The sequence below is a fragment of the Fictibacillus barbaricus genome (genome assembly GCF_031457135.1).
Lineage (GTDB): Bacteria > Bacillota > Bacilli > Bacillales > Fictibacillaceae > Fictibacillus > Fictibacillus barbaricus_A.
In genome coordinates this window covers 242,313-266,168 of sequence record NZ_JAVDWA010000003.1, presented here as the reverse complement: position 1 = coordinate 266,168, position 23,856 = coordinate 242,313, and the positions used below count along the sequence as shown (strand labels likewise).

Below are 23,856 nucleotides of genomic sequence, written 5' to 3'. Positions count from 1 at the left end.
ATAAAAATGAAAAGGGGATTCATATGTTAGCTCTATTAAAAAAGCATTTGAAAAATGAAAAGGGATTAACGCTAATCGAATTACTAGTTGTTATCGTTATCCTAGGAATCATCGCAGCAATCGCTGTAGTAAGTATCGGTGGCATTATGGACAACTCCAAAAAAGATGCACATATTGCTAATGCACAACAAATGGTTAATGCAGCCAAAATGTATGTGACAAGCGATCCAAACGTAGCTACTGGGAAGGTTCTAACACTTAAAGATTTGAATGATGCAAATTTGTTAGAAACAATGAAGGATCCTGATGGTGGAACTTATGTTGATACTACTAGTAAGGTAGTTATTACTAAATCTGCTAATAATACTTTCAGTTACGCTGTTACTTTAATAGGTACTCAAAGAAAAATTGATAATAAGGGTCCAGATGATTTTACAAGAGCAAATGTAGTAGCAAAATAAATTTTTTTCTAATAATTAACCCTCTCGCTTACTTGAGCGGGAGGGTTCTCCAAAAAAACTATTCTTTTCACGATCACATCAACCTTGGTGTAATGGTGAAAGGAATTGCTAGTTTCCTTGAGTGATTTTAAACAGTTGTTTAAATATATATCTTTCAATCAGTCATAACAAACAGGGCAGAGGTGGGGCATAATGAGATTCGGGTTAGGGTTTTTTAACAAAAAAAGAATTAACTTAATCATTCAAGATCATGTTATCCGTTATTTGGATATGAGACAGCCCGAGTTGCTGGATGTTAAAAACTCTGGTGAACGTTATCTTCCTGAAGGAATTGTACAAGATGGTTTGATACTGGATCGCGAAACGCTGCTCATCATATTAGAAGAATGTGTGAGTGAATGGGGGATAAAAGGAAGAGAAGTTCAGTTCTTGATTCCTGACAGCAAACTCGTAATCCGAAAACATCAGATTCCTTTAGACCATAAGGATGAAGAGATTAAAGGCTATCTCTATATGGAGTTAGGCAACTCCATCCACCTGCCATTTGAGGATCCTGTATTTGACTATGTTTTATTAGATAAAAAGGAAACCATGAGAGAGATTCTATTATTTGCTGCTTCAGAAAAGATGGTTACCGATTATTCAACTCTATTAGAAGATGCGAAATTAAAGCCAGCTGTTGCTGACGCATCTTGTGTAGCCTTGTACCGCCTCATCTATCAAAAACAGCTTGTGTCAGAAAGTGACCACACACTATGTTTACAGTTTGATATACAAGCCGTCAAGCTAAGTATTTTTCATCATCACAAGCCTTTATTTTTTAACCACTTAAAGATGGAAAGTGATTTGAAACAATGGTCCTTCAGACAACAAGCTATCGAATGGAAAGGTGATACAAGTTTCATTCATGGTTTGATTGAAGACAAGCTTATTGAGATTGACAGAATCGTAACGTATTACAAATTTAATTTAAACAATGGTCAGCAAGGCATTACGAAAATTGTGCTGTCTGGCGAACTGCCAGAATTGAAATATATTCAAAATAAATTAAATGATAAATTCGAGGTTCCAGTCATTATACTTGATCAAACGGATGAAACTTTGCCGCCGCAATTTGATGTCATTCTAGGTCTTGGTTTAAAAGAGGTACAGCTATGATATTAGTTGATATTAATCTATTACCTAAAAAGGAAGAGAAATCATTTCAATCGATGATGATTTTAATAGCGGCTGCCACTCTTTTTTTAGGCTTAACTACATGGATTGGATTAAGTTATTATGTGAATTCCAGTACACTTCAGGAAAAAAAACAGTTGCTGCAACAGGAAAAAAAGCTTGTTGAAGTAAAAATGCAAAGTCAAACAACACCGGTTATTTCAGCTTCACCACTTGTTGAAAAAATTGAATATATTCGCGGTAAGGATATTGCAGCTGCTGAATTGCTTCAGCACCTCGTTGCACTTTTGCCTGAAAGAGGATTTTTCATGAAGTACGAGTACAAGGATAAATCTACAATCACTGTTGAAGCGCAATTTGACACACTGGATGAATCTTCACAATATTTGTATGAACTGACTAATTCACCTTATTTGACAGAAGCCTCTATTGAAAAAATGGAAACGACCAATTTGGATGAAGTCGAAGAGGGTAAAGATATGTCAGTATTCGAAAACATTCTTCCGAGATACAGCAGCCAGTATAAAATTAAATTTAATAAAGATAAATTAGTAGAGTTAAAAGGTGAAGAATGATGGCTGATAATAAAAAGCTTCAGAACTATATAATCGCAGGATTGCTTCTCCTTTCTCTAATCGGGGGACTGTACGGATATTTTGGTTTACTTTCACCATTGGACACAAAGATCTCCATAGTAGATTCTGAGATAAAACAACAACAAACTCTGTTGAAGAAAACGGAGGCATCGATACCGATTTTTACGCAAGATTCGAATGAAAATACATATCCTCTGCAGGAAGAAGTTCCCGTAAAACCACTGATAGACCAATTGATGCTGCAGTTCGAAAAAGCAGAGGTCGTGTCCGATAGTTTGGTTTTGAGTATGCAATTTAGTGATGGAGATGATTCGCTTGATGAAGAAGAAGCAGATCAAGCTCCAACAACACAAGAAGAACCAGCTGCAGAAACAACAAATAACGATACAGCGACTAACACTGCGCCTGCAACGTATGATACAACTGGAAAAACCGAAGTTGCTGATTCTAAAGTAAATGTTACACCGGAATCTTTGCCTGAAGGCGTAAAAAAAGTAACGTCTGAGATGACAGTCTTATCCAAAAACTATGACGGTCTTTTGAAGTTTTTAAATACGATTGAAGATTTTAAGCGAATTACAGTAATTGAAGGAATTACATTTACCGGAATGAGTGAGATTGAACGTGCAGCGGCCGCTGCTGATGAGACTCAGACTTCACCTGACCAGCTCAAATATGAGGTGACGATCGCAGCGTATTACTTGCCAGAGCTTACTGACTATTTGAAAGACCTGCCAAAAGGAGATTTCCCCGCTCCAAACGGAAAAGAGAATCCTTTAAGCGGAGCTGAACCGAATAAGAAAGAAGACTAAAACAAGGTTATCAAGCCTTGTTTTTTTCTTTTTCAAAACTCAACAAATAAATGAACAGTCCGATATAACGGATAGAGAAAAAATAAAAGGGGCGATGAAGGTGGAACTGAAAGCAATTAGTTCTCCCGTTTTTCAAAAATCTGAGCCTGTGCTGAAAAGCCAAAACCTACAAGAAGATACATCAAAAGCCGAAGCTTCAGTTACAGTTAAACCGACGAAAGAAAAGCTGGAAAAGGTCATTAGCGCGATGAACGATATGTTAAAGCCGAGTCAGACTTCAACAAAGTTCGTTCTTCATGAAAAATTGAATGAATACTATGTGCAAATTGTTGATGAGACGACAAAAGAAGTCGTAAAAGAGATTCCGAATAAAAAATTTCTCGACATGTATTCTGAGATGATCGATTTTATGGGAATCTTCGTAGATAAAAAAATCTAAGGACGGTGATGAACCGTGAGTGGTATGAGAATTAGCGGTCTAGCAAGTGGAATGGACATTGATTCCATTGTAAAAGACTTGATGAAAGCAGAAAAGATACCATTAGATAAACTTTCACAGAAAAAAACAGCATTGGAATGGCAGCGTGATGACTACCGTTCAATGAACAAGCTTCTAGATGATTTTGATCAGTTTATTTTTAAAGGTATTGGGATGCAAAGTACTTTTACGAAAAAAACAGTTGCGAGTACTAATCCAAGTGCTGTTACAGCAACGGCTTCTGGAAGTGCTTCTAACATAACTTCAAGAATTACGGTTAATCAGCTAGCAACGTCCCGTAATTGGGTATCTGGAGTAGTGACGAATGCTGATGGAATTACCCGTGCAAAAAGCACAGATACGCTAAATGTAGTAAATTCTGGTGCTTTTGGAGCCACACCTTTCGAACTAGAGTTCAAGATTCAAAAACCGGGGAGTACCACATTAGAAGCATCCAAAAAAATCACAATAGATCCTAATGTGGATACGCTAGAATCTGTAGCTAAAAAATTCACGAATGCTGGCTTAGAAATGTCTGCTTTTTATGACGATTCAACTGGGAAATTCGTTATTTCGAATAATCTCACGGGATCAGGTTCTAAATTATCACTAGTAACAGATAAAACGGTAGATTTTTTCAAAAACATAGGTTTTACTTCTGCCATCGCGGGAGCAACAGGACCTCAGGATCTTGGTGGAATTGATAACGGGTTAAATGCTAAATTTGATCTGAATGGTTTGACTGGTCTAGAAAGAGCATCTAATGATTTTACAATCAGTGGTGTTTCTTATTCATTAAAAGCCGTAACAACGAGTGATGTCGTTATAAGCTCGAGTACGGATACGAATGGAGTTTTTGATTCAATCAAGAGTTTTGTAGACAAATACAACGAGACGATTGAAGCCATCAATAAGAAAACAGGTGAAACGAAATACCGAGACTTTCCGCCATTAACAGATGAGCAGCGTAAGGATCTTTCAGATAAAGAAGCTGAACTTTGGGATGAAAAAGCGAAGAGCGGCATGCTGCGCGGAGATTCAATACTATCCAGCGGCTTAAATACGATGCGTCAAAACCTTTATACGACGGTAAATACCGGTGATGCTAAATATGATCAGCTTTCTAAAATTGGAATTACCACTACCGCTAATTACCTAGATAAAGGGAAGCTCCAAATCGATGAAACAAAGTTGCGAGAGGCATTATCTGCAAACCCTGATGCTGTGATGAAACTTTTTACAGCTGACGATGGGATTGCAAAAAGTCTGCGAAAAACGATTGATAGTACGGTGGATAAGATCGAGTTAAAAGCAGGGAACTCACTTCGTACAAATGCCCAATTTACACTCGGACGAGAACTTAACGATGTGAATACTCGTATATCGGCATTTCAAGATCGGCTGACACAGGTTGAAAGTCGCTATTATCGTCAATTTACTGAAATGGAAAAAGCCATTCAACGTTCGAACCAGCAATCAACGTATTTAATGCAGCAGTTTGGCGGCGGACAGTAATTTTAATGGAAAAAGGAGTGTTATCTTTACATGTCTCTAGCTAATCCTTATCAGGCATATCAGAACAACTCTGTGCAGACGGCGTCACCAGGAGAACTGACGCTTATGCTGTACAACGGGTGTTTAAAGTTTATCGGCCTTGCACGTACGGCAATCGAGAATAAAAATATAGAAGAAAAAAACACCAATCTTTTAAAAGCACAAAATATTATTAAAGAGTTGATGGTAACTTTGAACATGGATCTCGAAGTGTCCAAATCGTTGATGCAGATGTACGATTATATCAACCGTCGTTTAGTTGAGGTAAACCTGCACAACAACACAGAGATTTTAGATGAGGTTGAAGATTATGTAACGGATTTCCGCAACACGTGGAAAGAAGTGATTCAGATCAACCGCCGCTTACAGCACGGGGAATCAGGAAGAGTATAATGTCTGCAGTGAAAATCTTATTAGAAATCACAAAAAATTTGCATGAGCATGTGAGTTCTGGCCTGCCAAAAGAAGACCGTGAACCATATATCGAGCGCTTGAATGAACTTTTAGAGCAGCGTCAAGTGATCGTGGACAAGATGCCAGAAAGCTATTCAACTGATGAACAGCAGATGGGGAAGACGATTGTGAAATTAAATGACACAATTGAGCCTCTTTTAACGCTCCAGTTTGAACAAATCAAACAAAACTTAACGCTCATGAAAAAGAAAAAAGAAAAGAACGTCCAGTATGCAAATCCGTATCATTCGGTTTCATCTGATGGTATGTTTTTTGATAAGAAGAAGTGAGTTAACCTTAGCACCTTGCTAAGGTTATTTTTTTATTCCATACACAATACAAATAACACCTAACATGATCCAGAGCAGACCTGTAAAGGAGAGTTTAGTTGATAAACCATATATGCCAATTGTCATCGTCGAGAAGAAAATGATGGGTCCGACGATGGAAAGAAGCGAATTGATGACGAGTGCGCGTTCGACCGTATTAAAATGCAGCATGAAGAGGGCTGCAGTGATTTCAAGGGTACCTGAAAGAATACGGATTGCGGCCATTCCTAGGACGACTTTTTCAATCATATTCAGCAACGTCCATTGCCTCCTTTTAAACAACTGTTTAAAAACAGCACATTGTTTTTACTGAATTATATGTGGTCAAGCCTGAAATAAGACACCTTTCCTTGCATAATAAAAAGGCAAGCAGTTGGGCTCGCCTTTTTTTCATTACGCAGCATTCATTAAATTTTTACGATTTGATTTAGGAATTTTCCGTTTAATATTTCCTACTATATAAGAACCAAATGGGAGCATTGAGATGACTTTAATAATTGCCATAGATATGATTAGAGAAAGAATGAATAATGCCATGACACGTGTAAAAGTATTTTCAAATAGTTGAGATGCATAAGTTCCGAGATAACGTTGAACCTGCCAGTGAATCAAGTAAATACCGAATGAGTAATTACTGATTGTATTAATGATTTTTGAGTTTTTAACAAGTTGACCCCATGCAATGACAGCTACGCTGATTGAGAGACTGACTGGCAATAAATCAATTCTGCGTGAACCTATTCCAGTGTACCCTGCTTTATAAAAAACAAATACAATCGCTAAGGATGCAATTACTCCTGCTGCTGTAAGCCATTTATACCTTAACAAGGCTGCTGAGATTTTGCTGTAATTTCGTCCAATCACATAGGCAACCGTAAAATAACAAAACCAAGCGGTAAAAGGAATCTTAAAAATCCCCATGTTTTCTTTTACGAATGCAATGTCACCTTCAAGGATTTGAAAATGAAAGACCATTGATAATATACTTATCGGAATGAGCCATTCCATTTTAAGTCGATATTTAGTAACGAAGTAGTGAAGGACATAAAATTGAAAGATAATAAGAACAAAATATCCTTCAAAACTGCCTAAAAAGATATTATTAAGAATCTTTTGGGATAGATCTACGTTCGGATTTAAATGAAAGCTCACTAGCGCATCAATGACTGCAAATGATAGGTAAGGAGCAAAAATCCATTTTATCCGTTTAGACCAAAAGTGATCGGGAAGTTTGTCTGGATAACGGTTAGCCAATATTATCTCTGATAAAACAACAAATGTTGGTGTTGCGTAACAGAGGATAATTCTCATCAATTGATAATATTCAGTTTTGGGAAACCCTGTTACTAATCCTATATTAGAAGTACTGTGTAAGAACACAATCGTTAGACATGCAATTGTTCGTAACAAATTCCATTCTTTTATCATTTTTATCCCTCTTAGTTAGTTAGTATTGTCGAAGTGTTTAATCAAAATCCACCAAACAACACTAACAAAAGAAGTAAAAAATAAGAACAATAAACGTGTTAATGTAACTTCAATGTTAAACGATCTATAAAGGAATGTAATAGTAAGTACAATAAGTGGATATAGAGGAAGAGTTTTCTTGAAAATTGGGTAGGTTATTCAACCGAAAAAAATCGACAAAACTTCTTATTTTTCGCTAATCTTAAGCCTTTGACAACATTTTTGGGTGTGTGTCATACTATGAAGTGTATAGAGATTCTATACAAAGATAAACGCATGATGAAGGGATTGTGAAAGGCATGTTAGGAAAAGTAAAATGGTTTAACGCAGAAAAAGGTTTTGGATTTATCGAACGCGAAGACGGAGACGATGTATTTGTACACTTCTCTGCAATCAACACTGACGGATTCAAAAGCCTTGACGAAGGTCAACAAGTTGAGTTTGATATTGTAGATGGCGCACGTGGGCCTCAAGCGGCTAACGTAACTAAACTATAATTTAAAACCATGACCATAACTAAGATCCCGCCTGTTTATTTTGAACAGGCGGGTTTTTTATATTCAGTTCTATTCCTATTAATCATGTGAATCATCCATGGAGATCATATTATACTACTTTTGGTCTCAGATAAGGCGAATAATGTCGATTAATGTAAACTCGGGAGTATATTATAAAACCCGTGAGATTATGGTCATTCTTCGGGAGATTATTCCTCATTTCCGTGAGATTAAGGTAAAAATCCGTGAGATTATCAGCCTTCCGATCCAAATTCAAGCCGACCGGGCTTTGGAATACTCATTTTAAGGACTACCTGAATCGAATTTGATCAACAATAGAATAATTTAATCTTTTTATTCGTCTTTCCGCCCAAAAACCTTTGATTATGAACGGAAAAAAATCTTTTCCACATTCAGGACAGAGCTTTTTTATTAGCTTCGAATATTTTTTTCTATTACCGCAATGTTAATCAGCCTCTCCATCCTGTTCTCAGGTGACATCAATTCTGAAAAACCATACTGTTTGTATAAGCCATGAGCATCTTTTGTGGCAAGGTGAAAGGCAGTACCCTCTAGTTCAGGTGTCGTTACGATAATCTCCATCAGCCATTTGCTAAGCCCTTTTCCTCGGTGTTTTGGCAGAATGAAAACATCACTCAACCAGGCAAAACGTGTAAAATCAGTAATGACGCGAGCGAATCCAACTTGCTGCACATTCTGGTCTTCGGCAGGATTTCCTTTGTAGATTCCATAACAAAGAGGCGTATTTTCAATCGATTTTTTAATTGATTCTTTTGACAATCCCTCTCCCCAATAGGTTGCTAATAAAAAATCACTAATCATGTCCATATGTAAGTAAGCTTTGTCTGTGTGTATTGTAAACCCATCATTCCGTGACCAAAATTTCACCATCCAAAACGTCTCCTTTTTAAACAAATGTTTAATTATCTCTTTTTATTCAATATAAATCTTCTCGTTTTGAACCACAATAAAGAGGTTAGGTTTTATTTTCATTTTGTGAAATTTTAGGATATTAAGGGTATGTGTTAAGAAAGGAGGTCATTATGCAAAAAAAGAATGTGACTAAACAAACGGTATCAGCCGTACAGCAAAAAAAGATGGAACAAGGGAAATCGCCGAAGTTATCTTGGTGGCAGCTTTCTTTAATAGGAGTTGGCAGTGTTATTGGTGCAGGTTTTTTCCTTGGAACAGGTTTGTCGATCCATTCTGCAGGTCCTTCCGTGCTAATTGGTTATTTGCTGGCAGGATTAACGGCATTTTTTGTGTTTCACGCTTTAGCTGAGATGACTGTTCGAGATCCGCAGCCAGGTTCATTTCGTACATATGCGGGTCAAGCATTCGGTCATGTCATGGGATTTACGAGCGGGTGGGTTTATTGGACAGCCGGTGTGTTGATTATGTCGAGTGAAGTAACGGCACTGTCTATTTTCACCCAATTCTGGTTTAAGTCGATTCCGCTTTGGATTTTTGCCATCATTTATTCGGTGCTGGCATTAGGGATTAATTTATTTGGTGTTAAAAAATTTGGGACGGTTGAATCGTTTTTTGCCGTTATCAAACTTGCTACACTTATTATTTTTATAGCGTTTATCGCTTTGGTTATTTCTGGTGTCATTCATCCAGGCAAGGAAGTTACTGATGGCTGGTCATCTGCGTTTCGTAACGGCATATTTACGAATGGGTTTACTGGATTTTGGTCAGCGCTCATTTTTATCCTTTTTTCTTACGGAGGAATTGAAATGTTAGGCGTTTTGTCGAATGAACTCAGGCACCCAAAAGAAATTCCCCTTGCTGGGAGGACTCTTGTATTAGTGCTTACCATCCTCTATATAGGAAGCATTTTTCTTATTATTAGTGTCGTCTCCTGGACGAAAATCAGTGAGGATAAAAGCCCTTTTGTAGAAGCTTTATCCAATTTTCATATTCCTTATTTAGATAGTATTTTTAATGTGATCTTAATTTCAGCTGCCTTTTCAACCATGGTAGGCGCGCTGTTTTCGATTACGAGTATTATGATTTCACTAGCAAAAGACGGAGATGCACCATCAAGGCTTAAAAAGAAAAACAAAAAAGGTGTTGCGGTAGGTGCTTTGCTTTTGAGTGGAGCAGGTCTTGGTGTGACGGTCATCCTTTCATTCTTTTTACCGGATACGGTGTATGAATACATGACGACAGCAGCAGGGATTATGCTGATCTTAAACTGGATGATCATCTTGTCGTCACACATTAAAAAGAAGAAACAGCTGGATGATGAGAGTGATACGAGTTATTTTTCTACTCCTTTCGCTTCGTATATTGGGATTTTCCTAATCCTTTTCAGTATCGGAGGAGCGCTTCTTCATCATAATCAGCGTGTCGGTTTTTATATTAGTATAGGCTTTGTGGCTGTTATACAGATTGCTTTCCGTGTGGGAAGCCGATTTGGATACTTCCAAAAGGTTCATAAAAGTGAGGAAGAATATTGAGGTTTTATCCTTAAATGAAATAAAATGTCTTAGATTAATACAATGAATTCCTTAAAGAATTTGTCGAATTCCAAAGAAGAATGTAAAGTTTTTTAACTATAATGAATCTGAATAATAATCTATTGTTAAAGTTTTGTCGAAATATATTAATAAATTGTCAAAATATTTTAAATGTTACGGAGGAATTCTTTTCGGGTATATCGAAATATATATACATCACCGAAAGGAGGAGTTAAGTTATGCAATTTAACATTCGTGGAGAAAACATCGAGGTGACTGAAGCCATTAGGGCTTACGTGGAGAAGAAGGTAACGAAGCTCACAAAATACTTTAACGAAACTCCAAACTCTGATGTTCATGTTAATTTGAAAGTTTATAATAATGAACAATCAATTGAGGTAACGATACCCATGAAGGGACTCCTGCTTCGCGCAGAAGAGCGTCATACAGATTTGTACGCTGCGATCGACCTGGTGGTAGAAAAACTTGAAAGACAAATTCGAAAACATAAAACTAAAGTAAACCGAAAAACGAGAAACAGTGAAGGTGCTAAACACATGTTTGCAACAGGAACAGAGGGTGTATCCACTGCTCTGTTGGAGGAAGAAGATGAATTTGAAATCGTGCGTGAAAAACGCTTTGATTTTAAACCGATGGATACAGAAGAAGCGATTCTTCAAATGGATCTGTTAGGACATAACTTTTTCGTTTACAATAATGCCGAAACTGGTGAAATGAACGTCGTTTACAAACGTAGAGACGGGAAATACGGCCTTATTGCTGGTGAAGTGTAAAACTAAAAATAAAATATGATATGCATGATGAAGAGCGCACTCCTTTTATGGGGTGCGTTTTTAGGTTATTAAAACAGGAATTTGATTATGGTCAGGCGAAAAGATAAAAAGGTAATATTTTGAAAGCTTTAGGAGGTCATAAGATTGAAAAATGAAATTCTTTTAAAACAACTCGCTGCTTTTCGCCACAATACGTTAAGCGTGATGGAAGGGCTGACAGAAGAGGACGCGGATTTTATCCCTGAAGGTTTTAAAAACAACATTCGCTGGAACTTAGGCCATATTTATCTGGATCAATATGATTGGCTTTATCATAAAACGAGGGAAGATAACCCAGCACCAAAACAGTATCGTGAAATGTTTGGCTATGGTACAAAGCCAGAGGATTGGAAACAGTCACCTCCGACACTTTCAGAATTACGTAATCGTTTAATGGAGCAGGTCGAGCACATTAAAGCGGAATTTGGCTATCGTCTCGATCAAGAACTGGACGAGCCGACCGAGCTTGGCATGAACAGTTTCGCAGAACTGCTTCCGAGAACGTTTTATCATGAGGGCATGCATGTAGGTACCATACTCGCAATTCGAAAAGCGATCAACATACAGAAATCTGTTATCTAAAAAAGGAGCGAAATCTGCTCCTTTTTTGTTTTTTTATAAAGGATGTTTAAGCAATCATTTGTTCTTTAAAAAAAGCTTTTTTAAACGCTCTTTTCTAGAAGATTGTTGCTTTTAGGGCATTTTCGTAAAGAATCTTCATTGAAAAGTTGATTGAAGTGCAAGGTGCGAGACTCCTGGGGGATTAGTGGGACAGGTGAGACTCCTGAAAGTGCGAAGCGCTTAGGAGGCTCACCGCACCCCCCCCCGGAAAGCGAGTATCCTGGAGCGGAAATCAACCACTTTCAAAGTTATAATCTCTGCAAAATTTGTAAAAAAGGAGTATACTTACTAACTGATAGAAACTTACAGAATGAAAGAAGTGACACCGATGAAACCTCTTCAAGTGAATTTGTGGTTTATTTGTTCGATTCTTTTAAATGCTTAAGGAAATAGTTTTATGATCGTTGCTAATTTGGGGAGTGCCCCGTGGACTTCTGCTGGTCAAAACATAGGCTCGATGCTGCCGATATCGATTGGGGTATGCATTATTTTTTTGAACGTTTTCTCTTTTATTCTCTGTTATTTGCTGAAGGTGAGATTTACTTTGTCCGTAATTCTGAAAAGTGTTTCTCTTGCTTTTGTCTTTGGACTATTTATTGATGTGTTTGTTCATTTGCATCATCTCATCTATGTCCCGGAAAGCATGCTGTTCCGAATTCTATATATGTTAATCGGCATTAATTTTGTGGCAATTGCAGTTTGCATTTATTTTCAACTGGATTCTGTTTACTTGCCATTCGATTACTTGCTGCAGGCTTTCGCAAAATTGAAACAAAGCTATACAGTAGGAACGATTTTCTGTATGTCCATTCCATTATCTATAAGTATATTAATCATTTTAATGCAGCATCATTTAAAGGGAATCGGCATTGGAACGCTTCTGTTTGTTTTCGGAATCGGCTACTTAATCGATCATTACAATAAAAGGATCATATTAAAAAAAGTGCAGAACCTCGATTCACAAATGTGATCGGGGTTTGTTTTTATTACATTTCCATTAAAAAACCTCCTGTAAATGTGCATTTAACTGCAGGATTCTGTTATAGGTAAAGGGAACTAGTTGATAGGAAGCGCTTACAATAATGTATTTGTCTATTAAAAGGAGGAGAAGCAGTCATGATGATGAATGTACCTTTTCGAGTTACGAGTATGCTGGAGCACGCTGAACGCTATTTTGCAAAAAAAGGGGTAACGAGCCGAACGATGTCGGGAATTCGTAATTTCACGTATCGTGAAATCGGTGAGAGAACTAGGAGATTATCGAGTGCGCTTAAACGTCTAGGTGTCCAGAAGGGTGAGCGGGTTGGAACACTTGCCTGGAACCACCATCGCCATCTTGAAGCGTACTTTGCGATTCCGGGTGTAGAAGCTGTCCTTCATACGATAAATATCCGCCTTTCTCCACAGCATGTTGCTTTTATTATCAATCACGCCGATGATCAGATTTTGCTGATCGATCAAGATATACTGCCTCTTGTTGAACATATAAAAGACCAAATTCCAAACGTAAAAGCTTATATTTTAATGACAGACGAAGATCAGCTGCCTCAATCTCCCTTACAGCCAATGTATCATTATGAAAAATTGCTGGAAACGGGAGATCCGGATTTTGAGTTCCCTCAAAATGTAGACGAGAACGATCCAGTGGGGATGTGTTTTTCATCGGCAACAACCGGAAATCCAAAAGGGGTTACGTACACGCATCGCTCAACGGTTCTTCATTCAATGTTACTTGGGCTCGCTGATTGCGGAGCGGTTTCTGAAAGTGACGTTTGTATGCCTGTTGTTCCAATGTTCCATGTTAATGCGTGGGGACTTCCTTATGCGGCAACTTGGTTCGGGTCGAAGCAGGTTATGCCTGGACCACAGTTCACACCAAAGCTTTTAGCAGAATTAATTGAGATGGAAAAGGTGACGGTAACAGCAGGGGTTCCGACTATTTGGATGGGACTGCTCCGTGAATTCGAACAAAAAAACTATGAAACGTCTAGCCTTCGTGCCGTTTTATGCGGTGGATCAGCTGCACCTAAAGGAATGATTCGGGCATTCCAGGAAAAGCATAACATTCCGTTCATGCATGCATACGGAATGACAGAGACAAGCCCTCTTGTAATCTCGACACGTTTAAAGTCGTATCAAATTGATTTAGATGATGAAGCGAAATTAGATATAAAAGCAAAGCAAGGATATGTGGTGCCAGGAGTAGAAATGAGGGTGCTTGGTGCGAACGGTGATGTGAAGTGGGATGGCAACGAAATGGGCGAGCTTTTGCTCAGATCAAACTGGATCGCGGATGAATATTACAATGACGACCGGACAGAGGGGACGTTCGTGGACGGATGGCTGCACACTGGTGATGTTGTAACCGTCGATGAAGAAGGCTTCGTGAAAATCGTAGACCGGACGAAGGATCTTATCAAGAGCGGTGGTGAGTGGATCTCGTCCGTGGATTTAGAGAATGCAATAATGGCTCACCAAGATGTTTTTGAGGCATCCGTTATCGCCATTCCTCATCCAGAGTGGCAGGAACGGCCGCTCGCATGCGTCGTTTTAAAAGAAGAAGCAAAAGATAAAGTAACGAAAGAAGAAATTCTTGATTATTTAAAACCTCAGTTCGTGAAGTGGTGGATTCCAGATGATATCGTGTTCTTGGACGAAATTCCGAAAACATCGGTCGGAAAATTCCTGAAACGAACATTACGAGACCAGCTCAAGGATCATTACATGACAACTGCTAAATCATAGGAAACAAAAAAAGCATTGCTCTCGAACTTCTGAGGCAGTGCTTTTTTATTGTTTAACTTGATTTTTCTTTGATCCATTTCGCTGTTTTTGTTGCATTCCAGAAATCACCGGCTTTATAGTCATTCAGTGTTATATCTAGATCATGAAAAATACGATGCGCCATTTTGAGAGAATCGATATCCTTTTTTTCAAAGCCATTCCGCGTGTATGTAATCGCTTTTTCAATGTCTGTTTGCAAAGGACCCGAAACATATGGAAGAATGTCAGTTTCGATCTCTGATGCTTTGCTTTTTAATTCCTCGCGATTCGCTTTGAAATTATAATGACCCCATTCTCCATAACCGAGTTCTTGGTTCCAGTAATCGTGCATTTCGTTTATCCGTTCATTGATTGTGCTCTCTGGCACCTCAATTGTTGGTTTGTAGATGTCCGTTCCGCTTTCTTTTACTACGGTTTTTATATCTTCTTTAGAAGGTATATCCATGCCAGCTAATGATCGATGTCCATAAAATGTATAAAATCCCCATGTGCCAACTCCTCCGATAAGAAACAAACTTAATACTACCGTTAGGATGATCGTTTTCTTTTTCTCGCTGCGTTTTTCTCCTTCTTTTATGTTTGTTCTTTTCAGACCGGTATGTTCCATTGTTAACCTCCTGTATGCCTTTCCATTATTTTACCAAATTTTTCACATTATGTCTGTAATGAAACACATGTTTAAATATTCAATCAACCTAAACTTTATAAAGTTTTACATAAACAGGGATTGAGTTGCAGGATGCTCTATAATATCCGATATAATAATAGTAGGGAAAAGATTTGGGATTTCTTGTGGCTCGAATCACAAACTGGTAGAATAGAAGTGGTATATAATTCTCGAAAACAGGGAGCGTTTATTCGAATGATAAGCATTTTGAAAAAGATTTTTCCAACTTCCAATGACAGATCGTTAAATAGATACGAGAAAATTGCAGAAAAAGTTGAAGCGTTAAGCGATGAGTTTAAAGCATACAGTGATGAAGCTTTAGCTCAAAAAACCATCGAATTCAAAGAACGCATCGAAAAAGGAGAGTCACTGGACGATCTTATGCCAGAAGCGTTTGCCACTGTGCGTGAAGCTTCTGAACGCGTGCTGAAGATGCGTCATTACCCTGTTCAGATCATGGGTGCGGTTGCACTTCATGAAGGTAACATTGCAGAAATGAAAACCGGTGAAGGTAAAACGCTCGTTGCGACAATGCCGGTATACTTGAACGCGCTTAGCGGACAAGGGGTTCACGTTGTTACGGTCAACGAATACTTGGCTCGCCGTGACTCCGAGATCATGGGTCCTTTATACAACTTCCTTGGTCTAGAGGTTGGTTTGAATGTTTCAGACCTTTCAAAAGAAGAAAAGCGTGAAGCATATGACGCTGATATTACGTACGGTACGAACAATGAGTTCGGATTCGATTATTTGCGTGACAACATGGTTGTGTACAAAGAACAAATGGTTCAGCGCCGCAACTATGCGATCGTCGATGAAGTCGATTCCATCCTTGTCGATGAAGCGCGTACTCCGCTTATCATTTCAGGATCAGCGGCAAAATCAACACAGCTTTATCAAATGGCAAACATGTTTGTGCGTCGGTTGAAAAAAGAAACGGATTTTACAGTTGATGAAAAAACAAAGAACGTACAGCTGACAGAAGAAGGAATCAACAAAGCAGAGCAAATGTTCAGCATTGATAACCTTTACGACTATCAGCATGTTACGTTGAATCACCATATTAACCAAGCATTAAAAGCACAAGCAATCATGCATCTGGACGTTGATTATGTTGTCCAAGACGGCGAAATCGTTATCGTTGACCCATTCACAGGCCGTTTGATGGCTGGACGCCGTTATAGTGACGGGCTTCACCAGGCGATCGAGGCAAAAGAAGGGCTAGAGATTCAGCGTGAAAGCATGACCCTTGCAACGATTACATTCCAGAACTATTTCCGTATGTACAACAAGCTTGCTGGTATGACGGGTACGGCGAAAACGGAAGAAGAGGAATTCCGCAACATCTACAACATGGATGTTATCGTGATTCCAACAAACCGTCCGATCGCACGTGATGACAGATCTGATCTTATTTATAAAACCATGCAAGGAAAGTTCAAGGCGATTGCTAATGAAATCGAAGAGCGCCATAAAACGGGACAGCCGATCCTTGTTGGTACGGTTGCCGTTGAAACATCTGAGTTGCTATCTCAGCTATTAAGCAAACGTAAAATTCAGCATAACGTGTTAAACGCGAAAAATCATGAGCGTGAAGCAGAGATCATCGAGAACGCTGGTCAGCTTGGCATGGTAACAATCGCAACAAACATGGCTGGCCGTGGTACAGATATCAAGCTTGGCGAAGGTGTTCGTGAAGTAGGCGGTCTGCACATTTTAGGTACAGAGCGTCATGAATCCCGCCGTATCGATAATCAGCTTCGAGGCCGTGCTGGTCGTCAAGGTGACCCAGGTTCTTCTCAATTCTACATCTCGATGGAAGATGAATTGATGAGACGTTTCGGTTCTGATAACTTGATGAACATGATGGAGCGTCTTGGGATGGATGAAGATACGCCAATTGAGTCAAAACTCGTAACAAAAGCGGTTGAATCTGCACAAAAACGAGTGGAAGGTTCAAACTTCGATGCTCGTAAACAGCTCCTGCAATATGACGATGTTATGCGTCAGCAGCGTGAAATCATTTATGCTCAGCGTCAAGACGTATTAGACGCTGAAAACTTGAGCGATATCGTCTTGCGTATGATTGATTCAACAATCGAACGTATCGTAACGGTTCATACACCTGATGCAGAAGTTCAAGAAGAGTGGGACATCAAAGAAATCGTGGACTATGTGAACGCGGTTATGTTCACTGAGCCTGTATTTACGGAAAAAGATCTGTTCGGTCTTGACCGTGAAGAGATTTTAGAGAAGATTCAAAGCAAGGTTCATGCAGCGTTTGCCGAGAAAGAAACGATGATGCCGGCTGAACAGATGGCAGAGTTTGAAAAAGCAGTCATTCTTCGTTCTGTTGACAGCAAGTGGATGGATCATATCGATCAAATGGAGCAGCTTCGCCAAGGTATTCACCTTCGTGCGTACGGTCAAGTGGATCCATTGCGTGAATATCAATTCGAAGGCTTCGAAATGTTTGAAGCGATGATCGCTGCGATTGAAGAGGAAGTCACTACGTATATTTTAAAAGCGCAAGTCGAGCAAAATCAAAATATGCAGCGTGAACAAGTGGCTGAAGGGAAAGCGGTCGTTCCGAGCGACAAGCAAGAAACGAAAAAGAAGCCAGCCCGCAAGAAGCAGGACATCAAGCGAAACGCTCCTTGTCCGTGCGGAAGCGGTAAAAAATACAAGCAATGTCACGGGGCAGATGTCGAATAATTCGTGATCAGCATAAAAGTGAAGGGAGTCTCTTCAGGGGCTCTCTTTACTGCGTTTATACTATCAGAAAGCATAACTTGTAGGCAGGGAGATAATCCATGCAGATACAAGTTAAAGTCGATAGTATAAGTGCAACTAAGGCTGACAGAAAAGGCTTGGTGTCAGCCAAGTTTTTCTTTATGATAAACCATTCACATGCCGCATATGTTAAAAAAGCGGTCACAATAAAAATTAGAGGTGCAGAGACTATGGATTTAGTAGAAGTAAAACAGGAACTAAACATCATCGAAAAACGAATCAACGACTTTAGGGGGTCTCTTTGACCTTGATACAAAAAAAGCCCGCATTGCTGAACTAGATGAGCAGATGAGTGCTCCGACATTTTGGGATGACCAAAATGCTGCACAGGTTGTTATTAATGAAGCAAACGGATTAAAAGAACAAGTAAACGAGTTTGAAGAGCTTTCTTCCTCATATGACGATTTGGAAGTCGCTCACGAGCTAGTGAAGGAAGAACCAGACGCTGATCTTCAAAAAGAGCTTGTGAAAGATTTAAAGAGTTTGATTGCTAAATTAAATGACTTCGAGCTTCAGCTTTTGTTGAGCGAACCTTACGATAAAAACAACGCGATCCTGGAACTTCATCCAGGTGCTGGCGGTACGGAATCCCAAGATTGGGCATCCATGCTGCTTCGTATGTACACTCGCTATGCGGAGCGCCAAGGCTATAAAGTGGAAACACTCGATTATCTGCCAGGTGACGAAGCAGGTGTGAAATCGGTAACATTGAGCATTAAAGGACATAATGCTTATGGCTATTTGAAGGCTGAAAAAGGTGTGCACCGCTTAGTGCGTATTTCGCCGTTTGACTCGTCTGGCCGCCGTCACACGTCATTCGTTTCATGTGAAGTAATGCCAGAGATTACGGACGATTCCGAGATCGAAATCCGTACTGAGGATTTGAAAATTGATACGTACCGAGCGTCAGGCGCGGGCGGTCAGCACGTTAACACGACTGACTCTGCCGTTCGTATGACACATATTCCGACGAACACGGTTGTTTCTTGCCAAACCGAACGTTCACAGATCAAAAACCGCGACCGTGCAATGAAAATGATGATGGCGAAACTCGTGCAGCGCCGTTTAGAAGAGCAGCAGGCTCAGCTAAATGAAATCCGCGGGGAGCAAAAAGAAATCGGCTGGGGAAGTCAGATTCGTTCATACGTCTTCCATCCCTACAGTCTTGTAAAAGATCACCGCACAAACACCGAAGTCGGTAACGTACAATCCGTCATGGACGGCGAAATTACACCGTTCATCGATTCATACTTGAGATCAAAGCTTTAAGATAGGGAACCTCCGCGCTGGCGGGGGTTTTTCGTTTGTTTGTTTTTGTGAGGAGGCGTGTTGTAGTGTTGTCGAATTTTGCAGGTTCGTGGTTATCTATGAGAAAAGTGTGGTATTGTCAGAAAAAAGTCTGGGATTCAAACAGAAAAGTCTGGGAAAAACCGTAAAAAGTCTGGGATTCCAACTCATAATTGTGGTATTAGCAAATATTATCCTTTAGATTACCCTTCAAAATGCTCTTATATGGCTATTTGTCACTGATTAGAGAGTCTAAATGATAAATACGAGACTTTGTTGATCCTGTATAAGGAAAATTTAGTGAACTTAGCAAGTGATAGGCTTTACTGCTGGATGTTAACTTTAAATACTCCTTACATTCTTTATTTGAAATTGTTGTTGAAATTAATAGTGCGTAGTCTGTTAAAGCTGCAATATGTTCTTTTTTTGAAGTTGTATTACAAATCGGACACTTCCAATTGGTCCTGATATATTCCATCGTATTTGTCTCACATATGGGACATAACACCCCGTTAAATAAATGTTTTGGATCAATTTCATATTTTTTAATCAGATTAGGGTCATACGGTTCATTGTATTTTTTTAATGTTCTCACCATTTTTTTAATCTCTTTGGGAGAGTATACTTGTTTTGAATATTTACGATATAAATCACTAATTCTCTCAGATAATAAGGGACTTTTGATTACCATTTTTAAAGCTTCATAATAATTGGGTGAACTTTCAATATGTGCTTTTGGATGTGTGAACACAACAAGAGATTCAATGGGAATAGTGGGGAGTTTGTTCAATTCAATAATTTTTGAAAGGTGGAATACTTGCCGCTTAACTTGTTGGATAGGACAATCAAAAATGTCCTTTTTATCATCTTTCGTTCTAATTAGCTGTTTATAATCCCCATCAAAATAAAGATGACCGGAATAATTTTTCACTTCTAATACAAGACAAAAATGTGGATTTAGAAGAAGTGTATCTATTTGAAAAAAATAATCCATATGATAAATCCTGATATTAGGGAGAATAATAAATTCCTGTTGAGGTAAATACCGATAAAAGTAGTTAAGTGATGTCTCACCTTTTATTCCAGACTGAAATATACCTAATTGATCTTCGATACGTGATCTTTTTGGATGTGAGGGTATAAGTCTTCGTGTTAAAGCTTCATATTTTTTAATATAGATAGGTGAATTCTGTTGTTTTTTGATAAAAAAACCTCCTTATTGATTATTTCTGTATTTTGCACCCCTTTTAAATGAACTTCAAAAGGTGAAATTGGCAAATTAAAGTTCAGGAGGGTGTTAATTGCAGGAAAATGAACTGGATACCCAGAGAAATTGCGCGAATACCCATAAAAATTTTGTTGAATCCCACACTTTTTTCTCTAATAACCACGAAACTCCATCAACTAACATAATTCGACAGCCTAGAATCACATTAAGGTCCAAACTGCCCCAACAGTTCGCCACTACTCATCCACAATGCCCCTTCACCTCATCACCGCGGCACTAGGCTCTCGTTTACAAGGATATACTAAGCTTGATATACTTTTTTCGTTTGAAAAAAATATTCCTTATGAAAGTTTGAGGGTTACTTGCAGCTATGATTATGGCAATCAGGAAAAATCGTGGGTTTTTACATCCCACTGTACAAGTTATTTTAGAGTATTTATATGTAATTATCGGTTCAGGGCTTGTGGCGCTGGCGTTCTCGGTATTCCTGCTTCCAAACCAGATCGCTTCTGGCGGAGTTAGCGGAATCTCCACAATTTTATACGGGCTATTCCACTGGAAGCCTTCCTATGTACAGTGGGCGCTTAATATTCCGCTCTTTTTCGCGGGGCTCTTTTTCCTCGGAAGACAGTTTGGCGCAAAAACGCTCGTTGGAACGGTTGTTATTCCACTTTTTGTTCTTATTTTTGAACCTTGGGGAGCGGCAACGCAAGACCCGCTATTAGGTGCGATTTTTGGCGGTCTTGGAGTAGGATCGGGACTTGGAATCGTATTTAGAGGAAAAGCATCGACTGGCGGGGTTGATCTTCTCGCACAGATTATCCATAAATATATTGGGATGTCACTCGGAACGATTATTATGTTTATTGACGGTACAATCGTCCTTACTTCTGCCCTTATTTTCGGGATTGAACAAGCCCTTTACGCGCTGATCGCGATGTTTATTACGGCAAAAACGATTGACGTCGTCCAGATAGGTCTTGGAACGTCGAAAATGGCGCTGATCATATCTGATCATGAAGATGAGCTTCGTCAAGGAATCCTGACCCATATTTACAGAGGGGTGACGAAGATTAACGCGTTTGGCGGCTATACGCAAGACGAGCGTCCGATGCTGATGGTCGTCGTTGCACAATATGAGGTTACGAAACTGAAACAATATGTAGAAAGTGTTGATCCTTCTGCCTTCGTAATCGTGGTGAACGCGAATGAAGTATTAGGAGAGGGTTTTAAACGCTAGATCTTATACAATCCAAAACGATGATAAAAGCCAGTCGCACATTAAAAGTTGACTGGTTTTTTATATTTGTTATAGTACTTATTGCCTGTAACTTGTTGAAAAACATGATTTCCAACTATTTTAGGCGGTAAAAACATCCCTTTTTACAGGATAAAAGGTCCCGATTTTAGGTTCTATGGTCGTCTTTTCCTTGCCAATGTCGAAACCTTTTTCTGCAGGTTTTTTGTGATATTGAAGGATTAGAGCGAATTGTGTCGTATTTTTTCAAGTGCAAGCGCAATAAAACATGACCATGGTCCCTTGTTCTTATAAGATGAAATATAACTGTAATAAAATTGTCAGTTCGAGATGTTATAATAGGTATTGCGGTTAATTTTTGACAATAATCGAGTTTATGTCGAAAAATCATTGTAAAAAAGATCAATTTTTAATTAAATAGATTGCACTTGTTGATTGATAAGGGAAATATTTTGGGGTAGTAAGGAAGTGATTTTGTTTGATAGAAATGATTGATGTGTGGAAAACGTATCCGAATGGTGTCATGGCACTTAACGGTATTGATGTCCACATCGAAAAAGGTGAATTTGTTTATGTAGTAGGACCGAGTGGAGCTGGTAAATCCACTTTTATCAAATGTATGTTCCGTGAAGAAAAACCAACTCAAGGATCCATTATTATTAATGGAACTAACCTTTCAAAAGTAAAAGAAAGACAGATTCCAAAAGTAAGAAGAAAGATTGGTGTTGTGTTCCAGGACTTTAAGCTTTTACCGCGATTGACGGTATTTGAGAACGTTGCTTTTGCGCTTGAAGTTATTGAAGAATCACCAAAAGTAATCCGTGAGCGGGTTATGGAAGTACTTGATTTAGTTAAGCTGAAAAATAAAGCACGAATGTTCCCGGATGAACTATCAGGTGGAGAACAGCAGCGTGTATCGATCGCTCGATCCATCGTGAATCATCCGCCGGTCATTATTGCGGATGAGCCGACAGGAAACCTGGATCCAGAAACAGCTTGGGAAATCATGGACATTTTCAAAACAATAAACGAACGTGGCACGACTGTTGTCATGGCGACACACAATAAAGAAATAGTAAATACAATCACAAAGCGCGTAATCGCTATCGAAGGCGGCCGAATTGTACGTGATGAGGCGAAGGGGGATTACGGCTATGAAGATTAGAACATTAAACCGTCACATTAAAGAAGCATTCAAGAGTATGGGACGAAACGGCTGGATGTCTTTCGCTTCCATTAGTGCAGTAACCGTAACATTGCTATTAGTCAGTGTATTTCTGGCTATTCTTTTGAACATTAACTATATTGCTAATCAAATAGAAGATGATGTACAAATTCGAGCTTATATTGAGCGAACAGAAAAACCTGAAAACTACAAAGCCTTTAAAAACCAGCTTGAACAGATTGATAAAGTAAAATCAGTTGAGTTTCAATCGAAAGAAGAAGGTTTGGATGAGCTGATTAAAAGTCTTGGAGACGAAGGGAAAGTCTTCTCTTCATTAAAAAAGGAAAATCCTTTGCGTGATGCTTATATCGTCAAGACAGACAAGCCTCAGGATACTGCTGAGGTTGCAAAGGAAGTTGATAAACTGAAGTTTGTCAGCAAAGTAGAGTATGGACAAGGTACAGTTGAAAAACTGTTTAAAGTGACAGATACCGCTCGTAATGTTGGTGTTTTCCTTGTACTTGGACTTGTTTTTACAGCGATGTTCTTAATCTCTAACACAATCAAGCTTACGATTGTATCTCGCCGCCGTGAGATTGAGATTATGAAGCTCGTTGGTGCAACAAATGGATTTATCCGCTGGCCATTCTTTATTGAAGGATTTGCATTGGGTGTATGCGGTGCCCTCCTTCCTATTATTGTAATCGCAGTTGGATATCAAACTATCTTTGATATAGTCAATCAGAAGTTAGGGACTGTGTTTATCGAGCTATTGCCTGTCACACCTCTCATCCCGCAGCTATCGATCTTGATGCTGCTGATCGGTGGAGTGATCGGTGTTTGGGGAAGCTTAACATCTGTCCGTAAGTTCTTGAAAATATAGCAACTAAGAAAGATTCACAAATTAATAG

At 39.0% G+C, this 23,856-nt stretch carries 25 protein-coding genes; 20 read left to right on the top strand and 5 right to left on the bottom strand.

The window, feature by feature from the left end:
• Positions 1-23: 23 nt before the first annotated feature.
• From J2X07_RS10445 to J2X07_RS10410, 8 genes are all read left to right on the top strand, one after another.
• Positions 24-461: a type II secretion system protein gene (locus tag J2X07_RS10445; protein WP_310258625.1), complete on the top strand. Its 438-nt coding sequence runs from the start codon at positions 24-26 to the stop codon at positions 459-461.
• A gap of 192 nt (positions 462-653) precedes the next feature.
• Positions 654-1,619 (top strand): type IV pilus biogenesis protein PilM, encoded by a 966-nt coding sequence (gene pilM, locus J2X07_RS10440; RefSeq protein ID WP_310258624.1) that lies wholly within the window; start codon positions 654-656, stop codon positions 1,617-1,619.
• Positions 1,616-2,212 (top strand): PilN domain-containing protein, encoded by a 597-nt coding sequence (locus J2X07_RS10435; protein WP_310258623.1) that lies wholly within the window; start codon positions 1,616-1,618, stop codon positions 2,210-2,212. The genes pilM and J2X07_RS10435 overlap by 4 nt, the downstream gene beginning before the upstream one ends.
• Positions 2,212-3,045, top strand: a complete 834-nt coding sequence (locus J2X07_RS10430; protein WP_310258622.1) for a hypothetical protein — start codon at positions 2,212-2,214, stop codon at positions 3,043-3,045. Before J2X07_RS10435 ends, J2X07_RS10430 begins: the two co-directional genes overlap by 1 nt.
• A 100-nt stretch (positions 3,046-3,145) precedes the next feature.
• The gene (gene flaG / locus J2X07_RS10425) at positions 3,146-3,484 is read left to right on the top strand and encodes a flagellar protein FlaG (protein ID WP_310258621.1); all 339 of its coding nucleotides are present in this window, start codon (positions 3,146-3,148) and stop codon (positions 3,482-3,484) included.
• A 24-nt stretch (positions 3,485-3,508) separates the two neighbouring features.
• A complete protein-coding gene (locus tag J2X07_RS10420) occupies positions 3,509-5,038 on the top strand; it encodes a flagellar hook-associated protein 2 (protein ID WP_310259031.1) in 1,530 nt (509 codons plus the stop codon).
• A 30-nt stretch (positions 5,039-5,068) separates the two neighbouring features.
• Positions 5,069-5,470, top strand: a complete 402-nt coding sequence (gene fliS / locus J2X07_RS10415) for a flagellar export chaperone FliS (RefSeq protein WP_310258620.1) — start codon at positions 5,069-5,071, stop codon at positions 5,468-5,470.
• Positions 5,470-5,820 (top strand): flagellar protein FliT, encoded by a 351-nt coding sequence (locus J2X07_RS10410; RefSeq protein ID WP_310258619.1) that lies wholly within the window; start codon positions 5,470-5,472, stop codon positions 5,818-5,820. The genes fliS and J2X07_RS10410 overlap by 1 nt, the downstream gene beginning before the upstream one ends.
• Before the next feature lie 24 nt (positions 5,821-5,844).
• Here J2X07_RS10410 and J2X07_RS10405 read toward each other — a convergent pair whose 3' ends face one another.
• Positions 5,845-6,108 carry a YqhV family protein gene (locus tag J2X07_RS10405; RefSeq protein WP_310259030.1) on the bottom strand — a complete coding sequence of 88 codons (264 nt, stop codon included), beginning with the start codon at positions 6,106-6,108 and terminating at the stop codon, positions 5,845-5,847.
• Between the two features lie 144 nt (positions 6,109-6,252).
• On the bottom strand, positions 6,253-7,287 hold the full coding sequence (locus J2X07_RS10400; RefSeq protein WP_310258618.1) for an acyltransferase family protein: 1,035 nt from the start codon (positions 7,285-7,287) through the stop codon (positions 6,253-6,255).
• Between the two features lie 338 nt (positions 7,288-7,625).
• Here J2X07_RS10400 and J2X07_RS10395 point away from each other — a divergent pair, with 338 nt between their 5' ends.
• Entirely contained in the window at positions 7,626-7,823 is a 198-nt protein-coding gene (locus J2X07_RS10395; protein WP_066245425.1) for a cold shock domain-containing protein, read from the top strand.
• Between the two features lie 432 nt (positions 7,824-8,255).
• On the opposite strand, the gene J2X07_RS10390 is transcribed toward J2X07_RS10395, so the two are convergent.
• Positions 8,256-8,735 carry a GNAT family N-acetyltransferase gene (locus J2X07_RS10390; RefSeq protein WP_310258613.1) on the bottom strand — a complete coding sequence of 160 codons (480 nt, stop codon included), beginning with the start codon at positions 8,733-8,735 and terminating at the stop codon, positions 8,256-8,258.
• Between the two features lie 152 nt (positions 8,736-8,887).
• Here J2X07_RS10390 and J2X07_RS10385 point away from each other — a divergent pair, with 152 nt between their 5' ends.
• The 5 genes from J2X07_RS10385 to J2X07_RS10365 all read left to right on the top strand — a co-directional run bounded on the left by J2X07_RS10385 (position 8,888) and on the right by J2X07_RS10365 (position 14,508).
• Positions 8,888-10,309 (top strand): amino acid permease, encoded by a 1,422-nt coding sequence (locus J2X07_RS10385; RefSeq protein WP_310258612.1) that lies wholly within the window; start codon positions 8,888-8,890, stop codon positions 10,307-10,309.
• 239 nt (positions 10,310-10,548) lie between these two features.
• The gene (gene hpf, locus J2X07_RS10380) at positions 10,549-11,103 is read left to right on the top strand and encodes a ribosome hibernation-promoting factor, HPF/YfiA family (protein WP_310258611.1); all 555 of its coding nucleotides are present in this window, start codon (positions 10,549-10,551) and stop codon (positions 11,101-11,103) included.
• A gap of 144 nt (positions 11,104-11,247) precedes the next feature.
• Entirely contained in the window at positions 11,248-11,724 is a 477-nt protein-coding gene (locus J2X07_RS10375) for a DinB family protein (RefSeq protein ID WP_310258610.1), read from the top strand.
• Between the two features lie 583 nt (positions 11,725-12,307).
• The gene (locus J2X07_RS10370) at positions 12,308-12,733 is read left to right on the top strand and encodes a hypothetical protein (protein ID WP_310258609.1); all 426 of its coding nucleotides are present in this window, start codon (positions 12,308-12,310) and stop codon (positions 12,731-12,733) included.
• Between the two features lie 146 nt (positions 12,734-12,879).
• Complete coding sequence (locus J2X07_RS10365; protein ID WP_310258608.1) at positions 12,880-14,508, top strand: long-chain fatty acid--CoA ligase; 1,629 nt, start codon at positions 12,880-12,882, stop codon at positions 14,506-14,508.
• Between the two features lie 52 nt (positions 14,509-14,560).
• Here J2X07_RS10365 and J2X07_RS10360 read toward each other — a convergent pair whose 3' ends face one another.
• Positions 14,561-15,154: a hypothetical protein gene (locus J2X07_RS10360; RefSeq protein ID WP_310258606.1), complete on the bottom strand. Its 594-nt coding sequence runs from the start codon at positions 15,152-15,154 to the stop codon at positions 14,561-14,563.
• Between the two features lie 255 nt (positions 15,155-15,409).
• On the opposite strand from J2X07_RS10360, the gene secA reads away from it, so the two are divergent.
• The 3 genes from secA to prfB all read left to right on the top strand — a co-directional run bounded on the left by secA (position 15,410) and on the right by prfB (position 19,276).
• On the top strand, positions 15,410-17,929 hold the full coding sequence (secA, locus tag J2X07_RS10355) for a preprotein translocase subunit SecA (protein WP_310258604.1): 2,520 nt from the start codon (positions 15,410-15,412) through the stop codon (positions 17,927-17,929).
• A gap of 98 nt (positions 17,930-18,027) precedes the next feature.
• Positions 18,028-18,252 carry a hypothetical protein gene (locus J2X07_RS10350; RefSeq protein WP_310259058.1) on the top strand — a complete coding sequence of 75 codons (225 nt, stop codon included), beginning with the start codon at positions 18,028-18,030 and terminating at the stop codon, positions 18,250-18,252.
• Positions 18,178-19,276 (top strand): peptide chain release factor 2 gene (gene prfB / locus J2X07_RS10345; protein WP_310259029.1). Its coding sequence is split into 2 segments (ribosomal slippage): positions 18,178-18,240 and positions 18,242-19,276, totalling 1,098 coding nucleotides; the frame shifts between segments, so codons are not numbered across the junction. The genes J2X07_RS10350 and prfB overlap by 75 nt, the downstream gene beginning before the upstream one ends.
• A gap of 247 nt (positions 19,277-19,523) precedes the next feature.
• Here the strand turns inward: prfB and J2X07_RS10340 are convergent.
• Positions 19,524-20,375, bottom strand: a complete 852-nt coding sequence (locus J2X07_RS10340) for a nuclease-related domain-containing protein (RefSeq protein ID WP_310259028.1) — start codon at positions 20,373-20,375, stop codon at positions 19,524-19,526.
• Positions 20,376-20,904: 529 nt separating this feature from the next.
• On the opposite strand from J2X07_RS10340, the gene J2X07_RS10335 reads away from it, so the two are divergent.
• The 3 genes from J2X07_RS10335 (at position 20,905) to ftsX (ending at position 23,828) form a co-directional block, all read left to right on the top strand.
• Complete coding sequence (locus J2X07_RS10335; protein WP_396194123.1) at positions 20,905-21,762, top strand: YitT family protein; 858 nt, start codon at positions 20,905-20,907, stop codon at positions 21,760-21,762.
• A 496-nt stretch (positions 21,763-22,258) separates the two neighbouring features.
• Positions 22,259-22,945, top strand: coding sequence for a cell division ATP-binding protein FtsE (ftsE, locus tag J2X07_RS10330; protein WP_310258600.1), 687 nt, complete (start codon positions 22,259-22,261; stop codon positions 22,943-22,945).
• Positions 22,935-23,828: a permease-like cell division protein FtsX gene (gene ftsX, locus J2X07_RS10325; protein ID WP_310258598.1), complete on the top strand. Its 894-nt coding sequence runs from the start codon at positions 22,935-22,937 to the stop codon at positions 23,826-23,828. Before ftsE ends, ftsX begins: the two co-directional genes overlap by 11 nt.
• Positions 23,829-23,856 lie beyond the last annotated feature (28 nt).